The 19401-nt window shown below is 71.6% G+C and carries 14 protein-coding genes; 9 read left to right on the top strand and 5 right to left on the bottom strand.

The features are described 5' to 3' along the window. The first annotated feature begins 176 nt into the window (after positions 1 to 176). The gene (locus Drose_RS10930; RefSeq protein ID WP_260728047.1) at positions 177 to 1508 is read left to right on the top strand and encodes a hypothetical protein; all 1332 of its coding nucleotides are present in this window, start codon (positions 177 to 179) and stop codon (positions 1506 to 1508) included. Here the strand turns inward: Drose_RS10930 and Drose_RS10925 are convergent. After that, a complete protein-coding gene (locus Drose_RS10925; RefSeq protein ID WP_260728046.1) occupies positions 1483 to 2091 on the bottom strand; it encodes an AN1-type zinc finger domain-containing protein in 609 nt (202 codons plus the stop codon). The genes Drose_RS10930 and Drose_RS10925 overlap by 26 nt on opposite strands. A 258-nt stretch (positions 2092 to 2349) precedes the next feature. Between Drose_RS10925 and Drose_RS10920 the strand changes: the two genes are divergently transcribed. Further along, positions 2350 to 3180: a DUF3105 domain-containing protein gene (locus Drose_RS10920; RefSeq protein WP_260728045.1), complete on the top strand. Its 831-nt coding sequence runs from the start codon at positions 2350 to 2352 to the stop codon at positions 3178 to 3180. A gap of 153 nt (positions 3181 to 3333) precedes the next feature. Here Drose_RS10920 and Drose_RS10915 read toward each other — a convergent pair whose 3' ends face one another. The 3 genes from Drose_RS10915 to Drose_RS10905 all read right to left on the bottom strand — a co-directional run bounded on the left by Drose_RS10915 (position 3334) and on the right by Drose_RS10905 (position 7911). Next, positions 3334 to 4182, bottom strand: a complete 849-nt coding sequence (locus tag Drose_RS10915) for an SWIM zinc finger family protein (protein WP_260728044.1) — start codon at positions 4180 to 4182, stop codon at positions 3334 to 3336. After that, on the bottom strand, positions 4179 to 4466 hold the full coding sequence (locus Drose_RS10910; RefSeq protein WP_260728043.1) for a YciI family protein: 288 nt from the start codon (positions 4464 to 4466) through the stop codon (positions 4179 to 4181). Before Drose_RS10910 ends, Drose_RS10915 begins: the two co-directional genes overlap by 4 nt. A gap of 238 nt (positions 4467 to 4704) precedes the next feature. Further along, a complete protein-coding gene (locus tag Drose_RS10905; protein WP_425545115.1) occupies positions 4705 to 7911 on the bottom strand; it encodes an SNF2-related protein in 3207 nt (1068 codons plus the stop codon). 129 nt (positions 7912 to 8040) lie between these two features. On the opposite strand from Drose_RS10905, the gene Drose_RS10900 reads away from it, so the two are divergent. Beyond that, a complete protein-coding gene (locus Drose_RS10900; protein WP_260728042.1) occupies positions 8041 to 11199 on the top strand; it encodes a penicillin acylase family protein in 3159 nt (1052 codons plus the stop codon). A 245-nt stretch (positions 11200 to 11444) separates the two neighbouring features. On the opposite strand, the gene Drose_RS10895 is transcribed toward Drose_RS10900, so the two are convergent. After that, entirely contained in the window at positions 11445 to 12005 is a 561-nt protein-coding gene (locus Drose_RS10895; protein WP_260728041.1) for an AAA family ATPase, read from the bottom strand. A 96-nt stretch (positions 12006 to 12101) separates the two neighbouring features. On the opposite strand from Drose_RS10895, the gene Drose_RS10890 reads away from it, so the two are divergent. The 6 genes from Drose_RS10890 (at position 12102) to Drose_RS10865 (ending at position 19396) form a co-directional block, all read left to right on the top strand. Next, a complete protein-coding gene (locus tag Drose_RS10890) occupies positions 12102 to 12551 on the top strand; it encodes a hypothetical protein (RefSeq protein WP_260728040.1) in 450 nt (149 codons plus the stop codon). Between the two features lie 260 nt (positions 12552 to 12811). Further along, the gene (locus Drose_RS10885; RefSeq protein WP_260728039.1) at positions 12812 to 13822 is read left to right on the top strand and encodes a LacI family DNA-binding transcriptional regulator; all 1011 of its coding nucleotides are present in this window, start codon (positions 12812 to 12814) and stop codon (positions 13820 to 13822) included. A gap of 101 nt (positions 13823 to 13923) precedes the next feature. Continuing rightward, positions 13924 to 14739, top strand: coding sequence for an exodeoxyribonuclease III (locus tag Drose_RS10880; protein WP_260728038.1), 816 nt, complete (start codon positions 13924 to 13926; stop codon positions 14737 to 14739). Between the two features lie 493 nt (positions 14740 to 15232). Further along, positions 15233 to 16234, top strand: coding sequence for an ABC transporter permease (locus Drose_RS10875; protein ID WP_260728037.1), 1002 nt, complete (start codon positions 15233 to 15235; stop codon positions 16232 to 16234). Between the two features lie 268 nt (positions 16235 to 16502). Further along, positions 16503 to 18260, top strand: a complete 1758-nt coding sequence (locus tag Drose_RS10870) for an ABC transporter substrate-binding protein (protein WP_260729688.1) — start codon at positions 16503 to 16505, stop codon at positions 18258 to 18260. A gap of 134 nt (positions 18261 to 18394) precedes the next feature. Beyond that, positions 18395 to 19396, top strand: a complete 1002-nt coding sequence (locus tag Drose_RS10865) for an ABC transporter permease (protein WP_260728036.1) — start codon at positions 18395 to 18397, stop codon at positions 19394 to 19396. Positions 19397 to 19401: the final 5 nt, after the last annotated feature.

Genomic DNA, 19401 nt, shown 5'->3' with positions numbered 1-19401 from the left:
CGCCCCCGGGAGCGTGGCACGGCCGCGCTCCCCTGACGTGGCAGACCCGCCGTGTGCGGCCCCTCCGGACCCCTCCTGTGTCGCGCCGATGACGAAGGTGCTGGCCGCGTTCCGGCGGCGGCTACCATTGGCGATCGGTCGAGTGGCGATCGGTCGAGACACTGGAGGCTGCACAGGTGAACGGGCGGGAGCAGATCGAGGCACTGCGCTTTCCGGGCCGGGAGTTCGACCCGGCGACGGGCACGGCCCGCTTCCACTACGCGCTCGGTAACCTCGTGCTCACGGAGACGGTCGACTTCGGTCCGCCGTCCGTGATCCACCCGGCCCTCGACCGGGTGCTCGACCTGCTCCACGTCGCCGCGTCGACCTCCTACTACAAGATCGCCGCGCCGCGCCGGGTCGAGCTGGGCTTCCCCCTCGCCGAGAAGGCGCTGCCCTGGGTGACGGCGCTCTTCCGCGAAGGGCTCGGCGAGTTCGCCTATCGCAACGACCTTCCCCACGTCCTCGACCTGCCGATCGTGCCGGGCCCCTTCGCGGAGCCGCCGGCCGAGATCCACGAGCCGTCGGGCCCGCCGCTGTCGGCGGTCGGCGGCGGCAAGGACTCGATCGTCAGCATGGAGGCGTTGCAGTACGGCGGGCTCGACCCCGTGCTCTTCGCCATCAACCCCAACGCGATCATCCGCGGCGTCATGGCGGTCTCGCCGCAGCCGGTCCGCACCGTCCGGCGCACGCTCGACCCGCGGATGCGCGAGCTCAACGCGGCAGGGGCGTACAACGGCCACATCCCGGTCACCGCGATCAACTCGCTGATCGCCGTCGCCACCTCGCTGATGCACGGCCTCGGCCCGGTCGTCATGTCGAACGAGAGCTCGGCCTCGGTGCCCAACCTCGGCTGGCTCGGCCGGGACATCAACCACCAGTGGTCCAAGGGGCTGCCCGCGGAGGCGCACCTCCGCGACGCGCTGCTCGCCCACGCCGGCCTCCAGGAGGCGTATTTCTCGCTGCTGCGCGGCCTGTCCGAGCTGCACATCGCCGCGCTGTTCGCGAAGTTCACCACCTATGACGCGGTCGTCACGAGCTGCAACGCGGCCTTCAAGCAACGCGACGCGAGCGAGCGCTGGTGCGGCCACTGCCCGAAGTGCCGGTTCGTGTTCCTGGCGCTCGCCCCGTTCACCGGCCGGGAGCGCCTGGTGGGTATCTTCGGCACCGACATCTTCACGGATCTCTCCCAGCTCGAGGGGTACCGCGAGCTGATGGGCCTGACGGCCCACAAGCCCTTCGAGTGCGTGGGCGAGATCGAGGAGTCACTGGTCGCGCTCCGTCTGCTGGCCGAGCACCCGGACTGGCGCGACGCCCCGATCGTGCGCGCGCTGGCCGACGAGGTGGTCGCGACCTCGGGCCGGCTGGCGGACGACGCCGAGGTCGACGCCGCCTTCCGGGGCGACGCGCCCAACCTGGTGCCGGCGAGATACCTGGACGCGCTCAGGAAGCTCGGCGAGCCCCGATGAGGTCCCGCACCGCTTTGGCGATGCGCGGGATCTCCTTGCGCTCGAGCTGTGTCCAGCTATCGCCGTAGGGCGCGTCGCGCACCAGCGTGGCGATGCCGTCGCTCACTCGGCAGCGGGTGACGGCCCGCGCCACCATCGACACCGGATAGCCGCCGCCGGGGTGGGCCAGCAGTCCGGTCGTCCAGTCGCGCGTCTCCGGGATCTCCTGCATCTCGGTCCAGGCGAACTTCCCGACCACCCACAGTCCGCCGACCTCGACCTCGTCGATCTCCTGCCGCTGCCGGCCGAACCGCTGCGGCACCCAGCGGACGCGCTGCTCGACGATCGGCAGCGGCGCGATCCCGGCGGCGTAGAGGTCCAGGACGGCCTGCCCGGAGGCGAGCCACTGCCGGTCCTGGTCGACCGGCGCGGCGGCCACCGGCACCTGCCGCCGCCGGGCGAGGCACGGCAGGCACAGCGCCGGATACCCCTCGCCGGTGACCTCGTTGTGTGCCTGGTGTGACATGCAGAAGGCGCGGCCGCACTCCCGGCAGCGCCCGATCGCCAGCACCCCGCAGTCGTCGATCGCGCACTCGGCAGGCATGCGGCGACCCTACCGCAGGGCCATCGACAACGCTCTCCGGCTCGCGCTCCGGCGCTGAACGCCGGGGACGACGGCCCAGCGACGTCCGGTACAGCTCGGTCCGCGGCGCCCTGCGCGGCGAGCCGATCCGGCCGAGCCACCCCGGCAGGTTTGAGCCACCCCGGCATTTGTGCCGGGGTGGCTTTTGTGCCGGGTGGCTCGGGCCTGCCGGAACCCACCCGGCAGCCGCATCCCTCACATTCCGGTAGGGTCGGGCACATGACGGGCCCGTATCCGCCGCAGGAACCGAATCCGCAGTTCCCGCCGCCCCCGCCCGCACCGCAAGGGTTCCCGCCGCCCGGGCCGCAGCCGCCGGGGTATGGGGCGCCCGGGTCCCAGCCGGCGGGACTCCAACCGCCCGGACTCCAGCCACCGGGATTCCAGCCACCGGGATTCCAGCCGGTGGGACTCCAGCCGCCCGGGTATGCGGCGCCCGGGGCCCAGCCGCCGAAGCAGGGCAACCGCGGGCTCGTCGTCGCACTCGTCAGCATCGTCGGTGTGCTCGCGCTGCTCTGCGTCGCCGGGATCGTCGGTGTCTTCTGGTTCCTCCGTGACGACGACACGCCGCTGCCCGGCTCCAGCTCGATCCCGGGGCTCGTCGACTACCGCAAGGACCACCCGGACTGGCTCTCCCGCGACCACCGGCCGCAGGAGGAGGACATCACCTATCCGATGACCCCGCCGGCCGGCGGCCCGCACCATCCGGTGTGGCAGCAGTGTAAGGGTGACGTCTACACCGCGCCGATCGACAACGGCAACGCGGTGCACAGCCTCGAGCACGGCGCCGTCTGGATCACCTACCAGCCGGGCCTGCCGTCGTCCGACGTGGAGAAGCTCGCCACGCGGGTGCGGGGCAACGACTACCTGCTCCTCAGTCCCTACCCGGGCCAACTCGCCAAGGTGTCGTTGCAGGCGTGGGGGTACCAGCTCCAGGTGTCCTCTGTGGACGACAGACGCATCGACGACTTCGTCGAGCGGTACCGGCAGACCGCGACCCTGGAGCCCGGCACGCCGTGCAGCACCGGAGTCACCGCGACCGAGGGCGGCTGAGGCGCCGTCCGGCGCGCGGCCGGCATCCGGTGTCGCACTGCTCGCGGTCGTGATGCTCGCGGCGGCGGCCGCTACGGCAGGTCCGGACCGGCCGGCGGCCCGCCGGACGCGGTGTCCGCCGTGGCGTTCCCGGTCGCCACGCGCTGACTGGGCTCAGCGGTACCAGGAGCGCAGGACGCGGAGCAACTCTGGGCCGCCGAGGGCCGGACCCGGGGCGGGCAACTGCCGCAGGAGCAGGTCGCGCTCGGCCACCGCGACCGGCTCCGGGTCGGTGACCGGCACCGGCGGCACCCAGAACCGCTCCAGCTCCACCTCAGGCTCGGTGAGCTCGGCCAGGGCCCGCGCTGTCCCGGTGGGCGGTGGCGCCGCCCGCGGTGGCGCGACCGCTTGTGCCGGCGCGGCCGGATCGGCGCCGGTGCGCAGCTCGCGCAGGTTGGCCAGCAGCGCGTCGCGGGCCCGGCCGCGCCACAGCAGGATCTGGAACGGGTCGGCGTCGAAGCGCTCGGCGAGCAGGTAGAAGGTGGCCGCCAGGTGCTTGCACGGCACCGCGGAGTCCGGACACGAGCAGTGCAGGCCGAGATCGGTGATCCGCGCCGGGAACAGCGGCGCTCCGGCGGCGGTGAACACGTCCTCGACGTGCGGCGGCAGCTCCCCGGCGAGCAGCTTGGCCGCGCCGAGGGCCTCGGCCGCGAGGGCCGCCTCGACGCGCGCCCACACGTCGCCGGGGAAGACGGCGAGGCCGATCCGTGCCTCGTACGGCCTCGGGCGGGATCCCTGCACGGTCGCCTCGACCGCGCCGGGCGCGATGTCCAGGGTGAGCACCTGGCCCGCCCGGGCATAGTTGCGGCCCCGCGTCAGCCTGGTCCCCAGCGCGAACGACTCGAGCACCGCCAGGAAGCGCTTGGACCACCAACTCGACCCGATCGCGCCGCGGGTGCTGCGCGCCCGGATGCCGCCCTCGACGCGGAGGGTGCGGTTGCCCCAGTGGTCCGGCCGGGTCAAGACTGGAGCCGCTCCAGGCCGGGGGCCACCTTGCGGGGCTCGAACTCCACGATCGTGTATGCGGCGAGCCCCTTCTGCCGGAACGGGTCGAGGGCGAGCCGCGCCTCGAGCTCGGGCCGCTCCAGTCCGGCCGCGAGGATGATCCCGCCGGTGCGCGGCACCTGGGCGCCGGAGGCCAGGAAGACCCCGTCCTCGTACTGCCCGTCCAGCCACTCCCGGTGGGCGTCCATGGCCTCGTCGATGCGGTCGATCGCAACCAGGTAGCTCAGCGTGATCACGAACACCCCGGCAGTCTACCCGCGCCGACATCACCCGGCTCGGTGACGCAGCCCGACAGCCCCTGCCAACCGAACACGACCGACAATTCGGGCGCGCGCCTCGGAGGCGTCGCCGCCGAGGGTGCCGGCCGGCACACGGTCCGCCGCAATCCGCCGCCAGGCCGCTCGACTGGGCGTCACTGTCCGGCAGCGCGACACCGGGGTGGACCGGCGATCGCACGGCTCGACCGTTATTCGACGACCGTTATTCGACGACCGCGCCGGCTTCCAGGGCCAGCAGCGAGCGGAGCTCGGCGGTGGACAGCTCGGTCAGCCACTGCTCGCCGGCACCGACGATCTTCGCCGCCAGGCCGCGCTTGTCCCGGATCATCGCGGCGATCTTCTCCTCGACGGTGCCGGCCGTGACGAACTTGCGGACCTGGACCGCCCGCCGCTGGCCGATGCGGAACGCCCGGTCGGTCGCCTGGTCCTCGACCGCCGGGTTCCACCACCGGTCGACGTGGATGACGTGGTTGGCGGCGGTCAGCGTGAGCCCGGTGCCGCCCGCCTTCAGGGACAGGACGAACAGCGGCGGCGCCGCCGCGTCGGCCGACTGGAACCGCGCCACCAGCGCGTCGCGGGACGCCTTCGGCAGGCCGCCGTGCAGGAACGCGACCTCCCGGCCGAACCGTGCCGAGAGGTGGGCGCGCAGCATGCCGCCGAACTCCGCGTACTGCGTGAAGACCAGCGCCCGTTCGCCGGCCGCGAGGACCTCGTCGAGGATCTCCTCGAGGCGGGCGAGCTTGCCGCTGCGCCCGGCCAGGCGGCTGCCGTCGCGCAGTGCGTGCGCCGGGTGGTTGCAGACCTGCTTGAGCCGGGTCATGGTGGCCAGGACCAGCCCCCGGCGCTCGATGCCCTCGCTGCGCTCGATGCGGGCGAGCATGTCGTCGACGACCGCCTGGTACAGCGACGCCTGCTCCCGCGTCAGGTTGCACAGGACGTCCATCTCCAGCTTCTCCGGCAGGTCGGAGATGATGCCCCGGTCGGTCTTGAGCCGCCGCAGCACGAACGGCTGGGTGATCCGGCGCAGCCGCGCGGCGGCCTCCTCGTCGCCGTGCCGCTCGACCGGCTCCGCGTAGGTCTCCTTGAACCTGCGGGCCGTGCCGAGCAGGCCCGGGTTCGCGAAGTCCATGATCGACCACAGGTCGGCGAGCCGGTTCTCGACCGGCGTGCCGGTCACCGCGATCCGGTGCCGGGCGGGCAACTGCCGCACCGCGACCGCCTGCTTCGTGGCCGCGTTCTTGACCGCCTGCGCCTCGTCGAGCACCAGCCGGTGCCAGTGCATGGCCTTCAGCGCGGCGGCGTCGCGGGCGGCGATCGAGTAGGTGGTGATGACGAGATCGGCCGCGGCGACGGCGGCCCGGAAGTCGGCGCCCCGCGCCCGTTCGGCGCCGTGATGGACGTGCACCCGCAGGTCCGGCGCGAACTTCGCGGCCTCCCGCTGCCAGTTGCCGACGAGCGACATCGGGCACACCAGCAGCGTCGGCCCGGGCGCCTTCCCGGCCAGCAGCGCCAGCAGTTGCACCGTCTTGCCCAGGCCCATGTCGTCGGCGAGGATGCCGCCGAGCCCGGCGGATTCGAGGAAGCCCAGCCAGTTCAACCCCCGTCGCTGGTACGGCCTGAGCGCTCCCCGGAACCCGTCGGGCACCTCGACCGGGCGGACCCGCAGCTCCGTGTCCCCGCAGAGCAGGTCCCCGAGCCAGCCGTCCGCGGTGACCTCGACGATCGGCAGGCCGCCGGGCCCGCCGTCGGCGCCGCCGGCGACGTGCAGCAGGTCCGCCACCGTCATGGCGTCCCCGGCACCGGGCTCGGCGGCCTGCCGCCGGATGATCTCGAGCCCGGCCGCGAGCCGTCGCGGGTCGAGCTCGACCCACTGACCACGGAGCTTGACCAGCGGCGCCTTGAGGTCGGTGAGGCGGCGCAGTTCGTCCTCGGTCAGCGGCTCGTCGCCGATCGCCAGCTCCCACCGGTAGTCGACGACGGCGTCGAGGCCGATCCCGCTCGCGGCGGCGACGGTGCCCGGGGCGGTCGTCGACGAGCCGCGCGCGGTGAGCCGCACGCCGAGGCGGGCGGACGGACGGCGCCACCAGCCGGGCAGCAGCACGCCGAACCCGGCGGCGGCCAGCAGCGGCGCGCTCTCGCTGAGCAGCCGGTGCGCGCCGGCCGCGTCGAGCGTGAGCGCGGACGGGCGCGCGGTCCGCAGCGCGTCCTCCAGCGCCGGGTAGAGCCGGCTCGCCCGGCCCAGTTCGGCCAGTAGCGTCTCCTGCGGCGCGGGGATGTGCCGTTGCAGGGCCTTCAACGCGCCGCGGGACCGCCAGACCCGTTCCGCGCCGACGACGAGGCTGGGCTCGTCGGCGGCCTGGAGCGCGAACTCCAGCCGCCACTGCCGCTCGCCGGTCCCGGTCGCCTCCCCCGGCTCGGCGGGCTCGGGCGGCTCGACGAGCGTGAAGCAGGCCCGGACCGTCCCGCCGACGGCGTCGGCCTGCCAGGCGTCGAGCTCGGCCCGCAGCGCCGCGACCTCGGTGTCCGGCACGTCGTGCAGGTGCCGGTCGGTGCCGGTGAGCGCGGTGAGCCAGATGCCGGCGGCGCCGGCGACGCGGTGGCGGGCGGCCGGCAGCGCCGCCCGGGCGGCCGCGTCGACCAGCGTGTCGAGGATGTCGGTCAGGGTCGCCGCGCGCGTGGCCTCCGGCTCGGCGGCGAGGACGGCCTGCGGCATGGCGAGAGCGAGCGAGCGGGCGTAGGCGGCGTCCCGGCCGGTGAGCACGGGAAGCCAGCGAGCCTCGGCCCTGGCCTCGGTCCGGCCCCGTGCTCCGCCCGGTCCGCGTTTCCCGCCTGGTCCGCGTTTCCCGCCCGGTCCGCGTTCCCCGCTCGAACCGCGTTCCCCGCCCGGTCCGCGTGCTCCACCCGGACCGCCGGACCGGGCCAGGCCGGGCAGCAGACGGCCACGGGCGACCAGGCCGGCGGCGAACCCGGCGACCGACGTGAACCAGCGTGTCGAGTCGGCGCAGACGAACTCGCCGTCCGCGTCCAGCCGGGCCAGGGCCGACCGGAGCAGGCCGAACGCGTCGTCCGGGCGGTATTCGGCGGTCTCGACCGCCCAGTCCTCCAGCCGCGGCCGGGCGGCACCGGCGGGCGGGTCGAGCGCCGTCACGGCCGACGGGGACACCTCCGGCAACCCGCCGCGGGTCGGCAGGCGCAGGGTGCGGACCGCGGACTCCCCGGCACCGTCGTCGAGCCGCAGCCCGCGCACCGCGAACGGATGCGGGGCCGCCCCGGTCCGGCGCCCTGATCCACGCCCGGCGGTGCGCGGCGGCGGAAGACCGGGGTCCTCGGCCCAGAGGCAGAGCCGGCCCTGGAGCGAGCCCTGGGGCGAGCCGACGGGAGACGCCCAGAGCGCGTGGACCACGAGCACCCACGAAGCCTAGTAGGAGGTGGCCCGGGCCGCCCTTCTGAACCTCTATCCAGTGACCCGTGTCGTTGTTACCATCCAGTAATCCGAGTCATTTTCATGTTGGCTCGCAACCCCCGGAAGGGATCCGCCATGTCCCGATCCGTCGTCAGACCTGCCCTCGGACGCGCCATCGTGGCGCTCCTCCTCACCGCCGGCGCGCTGGTGGCGCCGCCCGTCCTCGACCGGACCGCCGCCCAGGCGGCCGTCCTGCCCGCGAACGACTACTGCCTCGACGAGTGCGACGAGATCCTGCCGCCGGGACAGAACGGCAACGCCACGCTCGCCGACATCCTGGCCCACCAGTCCGTCGGGTCCCGTCCGAGGCACTCGTCGGACCAGCTCGGCAAGTACGCGAACCTCGTCTCGGCCTACACCGGTCTCACCACCGAGCAGATCGACCGGTTCTACAACAGCGCCTCGTACGGCGTGCCGGCCGGCCAGGTGGAACGCAGCTACAGCCCCCGCGCCGACGTCACGATCGTGCGGGACAAGAGCCTCGGCGTGCCGCACGTGACCGGCACGACGCGGGCCGGGACGATGTTCGGCGCCGGGTACGCCGGTGCCGAGGACCGGCTGTTCGTCATGGATCTGCTGCGGCGGGTCGGACGCGGGCAGTTGACCCCGTTCGCCGGCGGCGCGCCCGGCAACCGCGAGCTGGAGCAGTCGGTCTGGCGCAGTTCCCCCTACACCGAGGCCGACCTCCAGGCGCAGGTCGCCGCGCTCCAGGCGAAAGGGCCGCGCGGCACGCAGCTCTACACCGACGTCCAGAACTACATCGCCGGGATCAACGCCTATATCGCGGCGTGCATGTCGGCGCGCAACTGCCCCGGTGAGTACGTGCTGTCCGGCCACCTCGACGCGGTCACCAACGCGGGCGGGCCGGAGTCGTTCCAGATGACCGACCTGATCGCGATCGCCGGGGTCGTCGGCGGCCTGTTCGGCGGCGGAGGCGGTGGCGAGGTCGAGTCGGCGCTGGTCCGGGTGACCGCGCGGGCCCGCTACGGCGTCGCCGAGGGCGACCGGCTGTGGGCGGCCTTCCGTGCGCAGAACGACGAGGAGGCGACGCTCACCCTCCATAACGGACAGACCTTCCCGTACGGCTCGGCGGATCCGAACGCGGCCGGCGTGGCCCTGCCGGACCCGGGCTCGGTGACCGCGCAGCCGGTCGTGTTCAACCCGACGGGCTCGGCGACGACCACCGCCGGGGTCAAGCCCGGCGCGGCGACGAAGCGCGGGATGTCCAACGCGGTCGTGGTCGACGCGGCGCACTCGGCGACGGGCAACCCGATCGCCGTGTTCGGGCCGCAGACCGGGTACTTCTCGCCGCAGTTGCTGATGCTCCAGGAGCTCCAGGGCCCTGGGATCAGCGCGCACGGTGCCGCGTTCGCCGGCCTGAACCTCTACGTGCTGCTCGGGCGGGGCCAGGACTACGCGTGGAGCGCGACCTCCGCCGAGCAGGACATCACCGACACCTACGCGGTGCCGCTGTGCAACCTGGACGGCTCGGCGGCGACGCTCGCCTCCGAGGCTTACCTGTTCCGCGGGCGGTGCACGGCGATGGAGCAGCTCACCCGTACCAACGCGTGGACCCCGACGACCGCGGACTCCACGCCCGCCGGCTCCTACCGGCTGGTGGCCTACCGGACGAAGTACGGCCTGGTCGCGTGGCGCGGCACGGTCGGCGGGCGGCCGGTCGCGTTCACCGAGCTACGCTCCACCTACCAGCACGAGGCGGACTCGGCGATCGGATTCCAGGCGTTCAACGACCCGGCCGCGATGGGCTCGCCTGCCCAGTTCGTCGCCTCCGCGTCCGACGTCGGCTACGCGTTCAACTGGTTCTACGTCAACTCGACGAGCACCGCGTACTTCAACTCGGGCAGCAACCCGGTGCGCAAGGCCGGCGCCGACCCGAACCTGCCGACGAAGGCCGAGGCGGCCTACGAGTGGTCGGGGTGGAACCCGGACACCAACACCGCCGACTACGCCCCGGCCGCGCAGCACCCGCAGTCGACCGGCCAGGACTACTTCGTGAGCTGGAACAACAAGCAGGCCCTCGGGTTCAGCGCCGCCGACGGCAACTTCAGCTTCGGCGCCGTGCACCGGGCCGACCTGCTCGACCGGCGGGTGCGGGCCGCCCTGGCGAACAACGGCAAGCTGGACCGCGCCGGCGTGGTGCGGCTCGTCGAGGACGCCGCCGTCACCGACCTGCGCGCCGAGAGCCTGCTGCCGGAGCTGCTGCGGATCCTCGGCAGCACGGGCGACCCGGCGGTCGCCAAGCTCGCCGCGTGGCAGGCCGCCGGCGCGAAGCGGGTCGAGACGGCGCCGGGTTCCCACGTGTACCAGCACGCGGACGCGATCCGGATCTTCGACGCCTGGTGGCCGAAGCTCGTCTCCGGCACGTTCCGGACCGGCCTCGGCGACGACGTCTACACCGCGCTCACCGGCGCGCTGCAGATCGACGAGTCCCCGTCCGGCTTCACCGGCCCGGCGAGCGCCGGTTCGCCGAACCAGAGCCAGAGCCACAAGGGGTCCGCGTTCCAGTACGGCTGGTGGGGGTACCTCGACAAGGACCTCCGCGCGGTGCTCGGCGACCCGGTGCGCAGCGGCCTCGGCCGCACGTACTGCGGCAACGGCGTCCTGGACACGTGCCGGCAGGTGCTGACCTCGACGCTCGCGGCGGCCGTCGCCGAGCCCGCCGCCACCACCTACCCCGGCGACAAGCACTGCGGCGCCGGCGACCAGTGGTGCGCGGACACCATCGTCCAGTCGCCGCTCGGCGGGATCACGCACGACAAGATCTCGTGGCAGAACCGGCCGACCTACCAGCAGGTGGTGTCGTTCCCGGCGAAACGCGGCGACGGCATCACCAACCTGGCGCTGGGCCGCGGCGTGTCGGCCAGCAGCACGCAGTCCGGCTACTCCACCGGCGCGGCGGTCGACGGCGATCCCGCGACACGGTGGGCCAGCGGGCGCAGCGACAACCAGTCGTTCACCGTCGATCTCGGATCCGCTCGTACCGTCCGGCGCGTCATCCTGCGCTGGGAGGCGGCCTACGCGGCGCGGTACCGCATCGAGGTCTCCGGCGACGGCAGCTCGTGGACGGCCGCGGCGGCGGTCGACGCCGGCAACGGCGGCACCGACAGTGTGGTCTTCGCCCCGGTGACGGCGCGGTACGTGCGGATGGCCGGCGTCGCCCGCGCCACCGGCTGGGGCTATTCCCTGTGGGAGCTGGAGGTGTACCCGTGGTGACGCCCGGGCGGTGAGCCCACCTCCCTGGCCGGCACGTCCCTGCGGGCCCAGGTGAGCCGCTCCCCCGCCCGGCTGAGCGCACACGTCTCGACGAGCAGCCGATGAGCAGCTCGACGAGCACGTGCTGGGCGAGGCCGGGCGGGGGACGCGGGCAGCGGCACGGCGGCCAGGGCCGCCCCCGGCCCGGCCGGTCGACTCCGCACCGCGGGTCGCGGCGGCGTCGTTCGCCACGCGCGGTCTCGGTGTCACGGCGGCACTCGCGGCCCTCGGTCCCGCCCGTCCCGCCCGTCCCGCCAGTGCCGGATCAGCGCCTCGACCTCGTCGGCGACCTCGTCCGCGGTCAGGTCGTCGGTGTCCACGACGGCACCGCCACGACGCAGGTCGTGCCGGGCGACGAGGTACGTGCCGAGGTTGTCGAGCCGCCAGCCCTGCGGATCCGGGTCCGGGTCGGACTCGATCCGCTCGACCAGCGCCGGGGCCGACACGTCGAGGAGCACGTGCCGCACCTCGTGGCCGCGGGAGCGCAGGCCCGCGAAGATCTCGTCGAGGTGCTCCCGGCGCAGCACCGTCATCGGCACGACGAGCGGGTCGGCGCCGCGGGTCTGCCGCGCGGCCACGGCCACGGTGGCCGACCGCCAGGCGGGCAGGTCCTGGTAGTCGCCCTGCCGGACCAGCCCGACCGTGCGCTTGAGGACCCAGCCGATGCGCTCCGGGTCGAAGGCGCGCGCCCGCGGCTGCCTGCGGCACAGCTCGGCGGTGAGGGTGGTCTTGCCGACGCCGAAGGGGCCGTTGATCCACACGATCACGCACACCACTCCCGGTGGGGGTCGGGTTGCCTGCTTTCCAGGATTTTCGCAGCCGCCACGGAGCGGGATCCCAGTCCCGGGCGCGATACATGAAAGATGAACATCGCGACCCTCCCCCAGCGCACCTCGCCGACCCTCGACCGGATCACCGTCCTGCTGGTGACCGGCGGGTCGCGGTTCGGCGACCTGGCCCGGCACCTGCCGCGCGACTGGCGGGTGGTCCGGTGCCGGCAGCTCCCGACCGGCGAGGAGCGGAACCTCCACGGGTCCGGCTCCTCCGGTTCCGGACTCCATGGGGCCGATGCCCGTGCGGCCGACGTGCCGGAGCCCGACGTCGTGGTCCTGGACGCCCCCGGGGCGAAGGCGGTGACGGCGGCCTGCCTGCGTCACCCGGCGGCGGCGATCGTGGCGGTCCTCGATCCGTACAGCGACCACCAGGACGTGGTCGACGTGCTCGAAGCCGGTGCCGACGCCTGCGTGCGTTCGAGCACCTCGGCCGTCGTCGCGGCGCACGTCGAGGCCTGCCGGCGGCGCCAGGCCGCATAGGAGTCCGGCGGTTCCCGCAACCTACGCCGGAGAGCGCTCGCAGGCAGTTCCGCGATTGACCTCGAGCTTGTCGGCGGCCAGGACGCATCAGGCCCTGAGAGCGCTCTCCAGGCTGCCGCGAGGGAGTGGACGCCAACCTCGGTGGAGCGGCACGCTCCATCCCCGTCCCGTTGTGTGTTCCACCCCGCCTGTGCGTTCCACCTCGCCGCACTTGGGTCATGATGGTGCGGCGGACAGATATGGGGGACGCCGGAATGGTGATGTCGGGGCGGGACCGGCCGACACTCGAGAACGTCGCACAACGCGCGGGAGTCTCGCGCGCGACCGCCTCCCGGGTGGTCAACGGATCGACCTCCGTCGCGCCGCACATCCGCGACAAGGTGCTGGGCGCCGTCGAGGCCCTGGGTTACGTGCCCAACCAGGCCGCGCGCAGCCTCGTCACCCAGCGGACCGACTCCATCGCCCTCGTCGCCTCCGAGACCGCGAGCCGGGTCTTCTCCGACGACCCCTTCTTCTCCGGGGTCATCCGCGGCGTGAGCCTCGAGCTCGAGGCCGCCGACAAACAGCTCGTGCTGATGATGGTGGGCCCCTCCGGGCCGAGCCACGACCGGGCCGAGCGCTACGCGACCGGCGGCCACGTCGACGGCGCGATCGTCTTCTCCATGCACGGCGCCGACCCGTTGCCCGAGCGGCTGAGCCGGGCGGGCGTGCCGGTGGTCCGCGCCGGCCGGCCGCTGACGCCGTCGACGGTGCCCTACGTCGACGTCGACAACGCGGCCGCCGCCCGGGCGGCGGTCAACCACCTGCTCGACACCGGCCGGCGGCGGGTCGCCACGATCGCCGGGCCGCAGGCCATGAGCGCCGGGATCGACCGCTTGACGGGCTACCGGTCGGCGATGCGGGACGCGAGCCGGCGATCGCTGGTCGCGGTCGGCGACTTCACCCGGCAGTCCGGCGCGCTCGCCATGAGCCGGCTCCTGGCGGACGACCCGACGCTCGACGCGGTGTTCGCCGCCTCCGACGCCATGGCCGAGGGTGCGCTACGGGCGCTACGGCAGGCCGGCCGGCGGGTGCCCGACGACGTGGCCGTGGTCGGCTTCGACGACATGGACTTCGCCCGGGACACCGAGCCGCCGCTGACCACCGTCCGCCAGCCGATCACCGACCTGGGCCGGACGGCGGCGCGGCAGGTCCTGCGCATGACGGCCGGCGAGCGGATCGAGCCGATCCTGCTGCTGCCCACCGAGCTGGTGAAGCGCGAGTCGGCCTGAAACCTGGCACAGTAGGCGTGACCGCGCGGTGAGCCCAGTGCGGTGAACCCAGTGCGGTGAACCCAGTGCAGTGAATGCTGCCGGAGCGGAGCGGAGGCAGCGTGAAGCTCGCCACCTGGAACGTGAACTCGGTCAAGGCCCGCCTCCCGCGCCTGCTGGACTGGCTGGACCGGACCGACCCCGACGTCCTGTGTGTCCAGGAGACCAAGGTCGCCGCCGACGCCTTCCCGGCGAAGGAGGTGGCCGAGCTCGGCTACGAGACCGCCCACCACGGCGAGGGCCGGTGGAACGGGGTCGCCCTGCTCTCCCGGGCCGGCCTCGAGGACGTGCGCCGCGGCTTTGCCGGCGACCCGGGCTGGGCCGGCGAGCCCACGGGCGAGGAGGGCCTGTTCGAGCAGCCGCACATCGAGGCCCGCGCCGTCTCCGCGCTGTGCGGCGGCGTGCGGGTCTGGTCGGTCTACGTGCCCAACGGCCGGACCCCGGAGTCCGCGCACTACACGTACAAGCTCTCCTGGCTCGGCGGCCTGCGCACCGCGGTGGCCCAGGATCTCGCGTCGGCCGCCCCGGTCGTGGTCTGCGGGGACTTCAACGTCGCGCCGACCGACGCCGACGTGTTCGACCCCGCCGCGTTCGTCGGATCGACCCATGTAACGGCGCCGGAGCGGGCGGCGCTGGCCGCGCTGCGCGAGGCGGGGCTCGACGACATCGTGCCCACACCGATGAAAGGCCCGAATCCGTTCACCTACTGGGATTACCGGGCAGGCATGTTCCATCAGGACAAAGGCATGCGGATCGATCTGGTCTACGCGAGTCCGGCGCTTTCCGGCGCGGTCACGTCCGCCTACATCGACCGCGAGGCACGCAAGGGCAAGGGTCCGTCGGACCATGCGCCAATTGTGATTGATTTCGATATTTGAGTACCCTGTGTCACCATGGAGCTGTCCGGGACATACTGTTAAGTGTGAAACGATCAACCATCGTCCTGGATAGCCCGTTCTCGACGGTGTTTGCGTCTTGTATCCGCGACCCAGCGTAATCACACCGTTACGATCAAGCAGCTTTTCGCCCCTTTCGGGAGTGTATGATCCAAAAGTCGCTGACCTTGGATCACGCCCTCATCACGGCGCGGCGTGGACTTGGTTACAGGACGGGGGGTGACCCTTGACGATCGGCCAAACGGGAGACAGGGTTCCTCCAACGAAGGCGACAACACCACGTCGGCTTCGTGCATGCTCTGCCCGCGGACCGAACCTGCGGATGGGGCACCAGGAGTCCACGAAGACACAGCCGATCGGCTGCTGACTGCCACGGGCCCCGGTCTGGCCGACGCGCGCGCCTCCATGCTGCGCCGGCCATCGCTGGCGGGCTTGGCAGGGCGGGCAGGCAGCCGGGGAGAGGGGCACCACGCCCATGACTATGGGACCCGTCACGTCCAAGAGCGACGAACAGGTGCCGAGTGTCGAAGAGGCGACCGCCACACCTGCCGGTGTTCCCGCAAAGGCCATCGAAGGTCGCTCACTCGGTCAGATCGCCTGGACCCGCCTGAAGCGCGACAAGATCGCGCTCACGGGTGCCGCTTTCATCGTGTTCCTCGTGCTCGTCGCGGTGTTCGCCCCACTGCTGAACAAGGCGTTCGGGCATCCGGTGAACGACTTTCACCAGGACAAGATCAACACGAGCCTCGGCGGCATCCCGGAGCCGGGCACCTGGGGCGGCATCAGCAGCGAGTTCCTGTTCGGTGTCCAGCCGGTCACCGGCCGCGACCTGTTCTCACAGATCATCTACGGTGCGCGGGTCTCGCTGCTCGTGGCGCTGTCCGCCACGGTCGTCGCGGTCGCCATCGGCGTCGTGATGGGCATCGTCTCCGGCTATTTCGGCGGGCTCGTCGACAGCCTGATCAGCCGGCTGATGGACCTGATCCTCGCCTTCCCCTACCTGCTGTTCTCGATCGCCCTGATCTCGGTCGTCCCGGTGAGCTCCGGCTGGCGCATCGGGGTCGTCATCGGAGTCATCGCGTTCTTTAGCTGGCCCTACGTAGGACGGATCATCCGCGGCCAGACCCTCTCCCTCCGGGAACGCGAGTTCGTGGAAGCCTCGCGCAGCATCGGCGCCGGCCCCGGCCGAATCCTCTTCCGGGAGCTGCTGCCCAACCTGGTCGCACCGATCCTGGTCTACTCGACGCTGGTCATCCCGACGAACATCCTCTTCGAGGCCGCGCTGTCGTTCCTCGGTGTCGGCGTGCTGCCGCCCACTCCCTCGTGGGGCCGGCTGCTCTCCGACGCCGTCCAGTACTACGAGTACGACCCGATGTACATGTTCATCCCGGGCACCGCGATCTTCCTGATGGTCCTCGCCTTCAACCTCTTCGGCGACGGCCTGCGTGACGCGCTCGACCCGAAGGCCAACCGCTAGCCGGTTGGCCTTCGGGCCTGCCGTGCTTGTCCCGAACCGTGCTTCACACCAGGATCCGAACGATGACAAGTACCGGACAGCAGCACCGACAGCAGTAGTCCCGCACAGCCGCCCCACCACAGCAGCTCGTACCCCGCAGTACGTCCGGCCCCGCGCCACGCCTGGTCGAACCCTGTGCGCACCTCGATCTTCCACTCGCACCGCAGCACAGCTCGGACGGCCCGTCCCTCGACGGGTCGCGCCAAACAAGGAGGGAAACCCAGTGAGAATGAGGACAGGGGCACTGGTGGCCGGTTCGGCCGCCATCGCCCTGGTGTTGTCCGCCTGTGGCTCGGGCGGCGACGACACCCCCAGCACCAACTCGAGCGCCAAGGGCGAGACCGGCTTCAACGCCGCGACCAAGGGCGTCGTCAACCCGTCCGACAAGAAGGGCGGCACGCTCAAGCTCGCCAGCCACGACGACCCGGACTCGTTCGACCCGGCGCGTGCGTACTACGCGTGGGTGTGGAACTTCACCAAGGGTTACTACGTCCGATCGCTGCTGACCAACGAGGCCAAGCCCGGCAAGGACGGCCTCAACCTGGTTCCCGACCTGGCGGCCGAGATGCCGAAGATCGAGGACGGCGGCAAGAAGTACACCTTCAAGCTGAAGGACGGTGTCAAGTTCGAGGACGGCTCGCCGATCACCTCGAAGGACATCAAGTACGGCATCGAGCGGGTCTTCGCCCAGGACGTGCTCTCCGGCGGCCCGACCTACCTGATCGACGTGCTGGACCAGGGGCAGAGCTACCCCGGCCCGTACAAGGACACCGACGCGAACAAGCTGGGCCTGAAGTCGGTGCAGACGCCGGACGACAAGACGATCGTCTTCACGCTCAAGGAGCCCCTGGCCGACTTCGCGTACCTGCTGGCCATGCCCGGCGCGGGTCCGGTCCCGGCGGCGAAGGACACCGGTGACAAGTACGGCGCCAAGCCGGTCTCCTCGGGCCCGTACAAGTTCCAGTCGTACGACGAGGGCAAGAAGGCCGTCCTGGTCCGCAACGAGAACTGGGACCCCAAGACCGACTCCGTGCGCAAGGCGCTGCCGGACCAGATCGACCTGACCATCGGCACGGCGGTCGAGGAGATCGACAACCAGTTGCTCTCGGGCTCCGTGGACGTCGACGTCGCGCAGGTCGGTGTGCAGCCGGGTGCGCAGCCGAAGATTCTCCTCGACGCCGAGAAGAAGAAGAACGCGGACACCCCGAACACGGGCTTCATCCGCTACTTCTCGATCAACACCAAGGTCGAGCCGTTCGACGACATCCACTGCCGCAAGGCCGTGCAGTACGCGACGGACAAGAGCACGATGCAGACCGCTCGCGGTGGCGCCGACGCCGGTGGTGACATCGCCACCAACATGCTCCCGCCGAACATCGCCGGTCACGACGACTACGACCCGTACAACACCAAGTCGGGCAAGCCGCAGATCGACAAGGCGAAGGAAGAGCTGAAGCTGTGCGGCAAGCCGGACGGCTTCGAGACGGTCATCGCGACCCGTAACGCCGGCAAGGAGCCGAAGACGGCCGAGGCGCTGCAGGCCGCGCTGAAGAACGTGGGCATCAACGCCCGTCTCGACCCGACCGACGCGTCGCTGTACTTCCGCTCGACCATCGGCGCGCCGTCGAACACCCACGCCAAGGGCTACGGCCTCATGATGGCCGGCTGGGGCGCCGACTTCCCGACCGGTTACGGCTACCTGTCCGTGCTGGTCGACGGCCGGCTGATCCTGCCGTCGGGCAACAACAACTACGCGGAGCTCAACAACTCCGAGGTGAACAGCCTGATCGACCAGGCGAAGGTGGAGACCGACTCGAAGAAGTCCGCCGAGCTCTGGACCAAGATCAACCACATCGTCATGGACGAGGCCGTCATGGTGCCGTTCGTGTACGACAAGGCGCTGAACTACCGCAACCCCCGCGTCACGAACGTCTTCGTGACGGAGTTCTACGGCATGTACGACTTCAGCACCCTGGGTGTCAGCTAACCCCTGGTTCCGAGGCCGTAAAGCCTGAACAGCCGGTAACCCGCCCTTCACGACGAACAGAAGGCAGGTGAGGGCCACGGCGCCGGCCGGTGCGACGGCAATCCCGTCAAGCCGGCCGGCGTCAGGCCGCACACGTGATCAACTACATCTTGCGCCGCCTGGTCACCGCGGCACTGCTCATCGTGGCCGTCTCGATCGTCACCTTCGGCATCTTCTTCCTGATCCCGAAGGCCCAGAAGGCCGATCCTGCCCAGATGTACGTCGGGAAGTCTGCGACCCAGCGCGACGTCGATGCCACGAGGGTCAAGCTGGGTCTCGACAAGCCCCTCCACATCCAGTACGGGCGCTTCGTGAAGGGCCTGGTCGTCGGCCGGGACTACAACAGCGGCCCGGAGGTGACCCACTGCTCGGCGCCGTGCTTCGGCTACTCCTTCCGCACCGACCGTGAGGTGTGGCCGCTGCTCATCGACCGGCTCCCGGTCACCGTCTCACTGGCGCTCGGCGCCGCCGTCATCTGGCTCGTCGGCGGCGTGCTCGGCGGCGTCATATCCGCGCTGAAACGCGGGACGATCCTCGACCGAACAGTCATGATCATCGCGCTCGCCGGCGTGTCGTTGCCGGTGTACTTCACCGGCCTCATATTCCAAACGCTGTTCGTCCACCAATGGAAGATCCTCAAGGGCGGTGAGTACGTCAACTTCGTCGACGACCCGCTCGGCTGGGCCAACAAGCTCTTCCTCGCCTGGGTGAGCCTGGCACTGCTGCTCGCCGCCACCTACACGCGGCTGACGCGCGCCACGATGCTCGAGACCATCAGCGAGGACTACATCCGGACCGCCCGCGCCAAGGGGCTGAAGGAACGGGTCGTGATCGCCAAGCACGCCATGCGGTCCGTGCTCACCCCGATCGTCACGATCTTCGGCCTCGACCTCGGCAGCCTACTCGGCGGTGCCATCCTCACCGAGAGCGTCTTCAGCCTCCCCGGCATCGGGCGGCTGAGCATCGACGCCGTCACCGAGAAGGACCTGCCGATCATCCTGGGCGTCACGCTCTTCGGCGCGTTCTTCATCGTCATGGCCAACCTCATCGTCGACGTGCTCTACGCCGTGATCGACCCGAGGGTGCGGCTCGGATGACCCTG

Origin of the sequence: Dactylosporangium roseum (assembly GCF_025264685.1) — a bacterium.
Classification (GTDB): domain Bacteria; phylum Actinomycetota; class Actinomycetes; order Mycobacteriales; family Micromonosporaceae; genus Dactylosporangium; species Dactylosporangium roseum.
The sequence above is the reverse complement of the archived record's forward strand: the minus strand, read 5'-3'. Positions and strand labels throughout refer to the sequence as shown.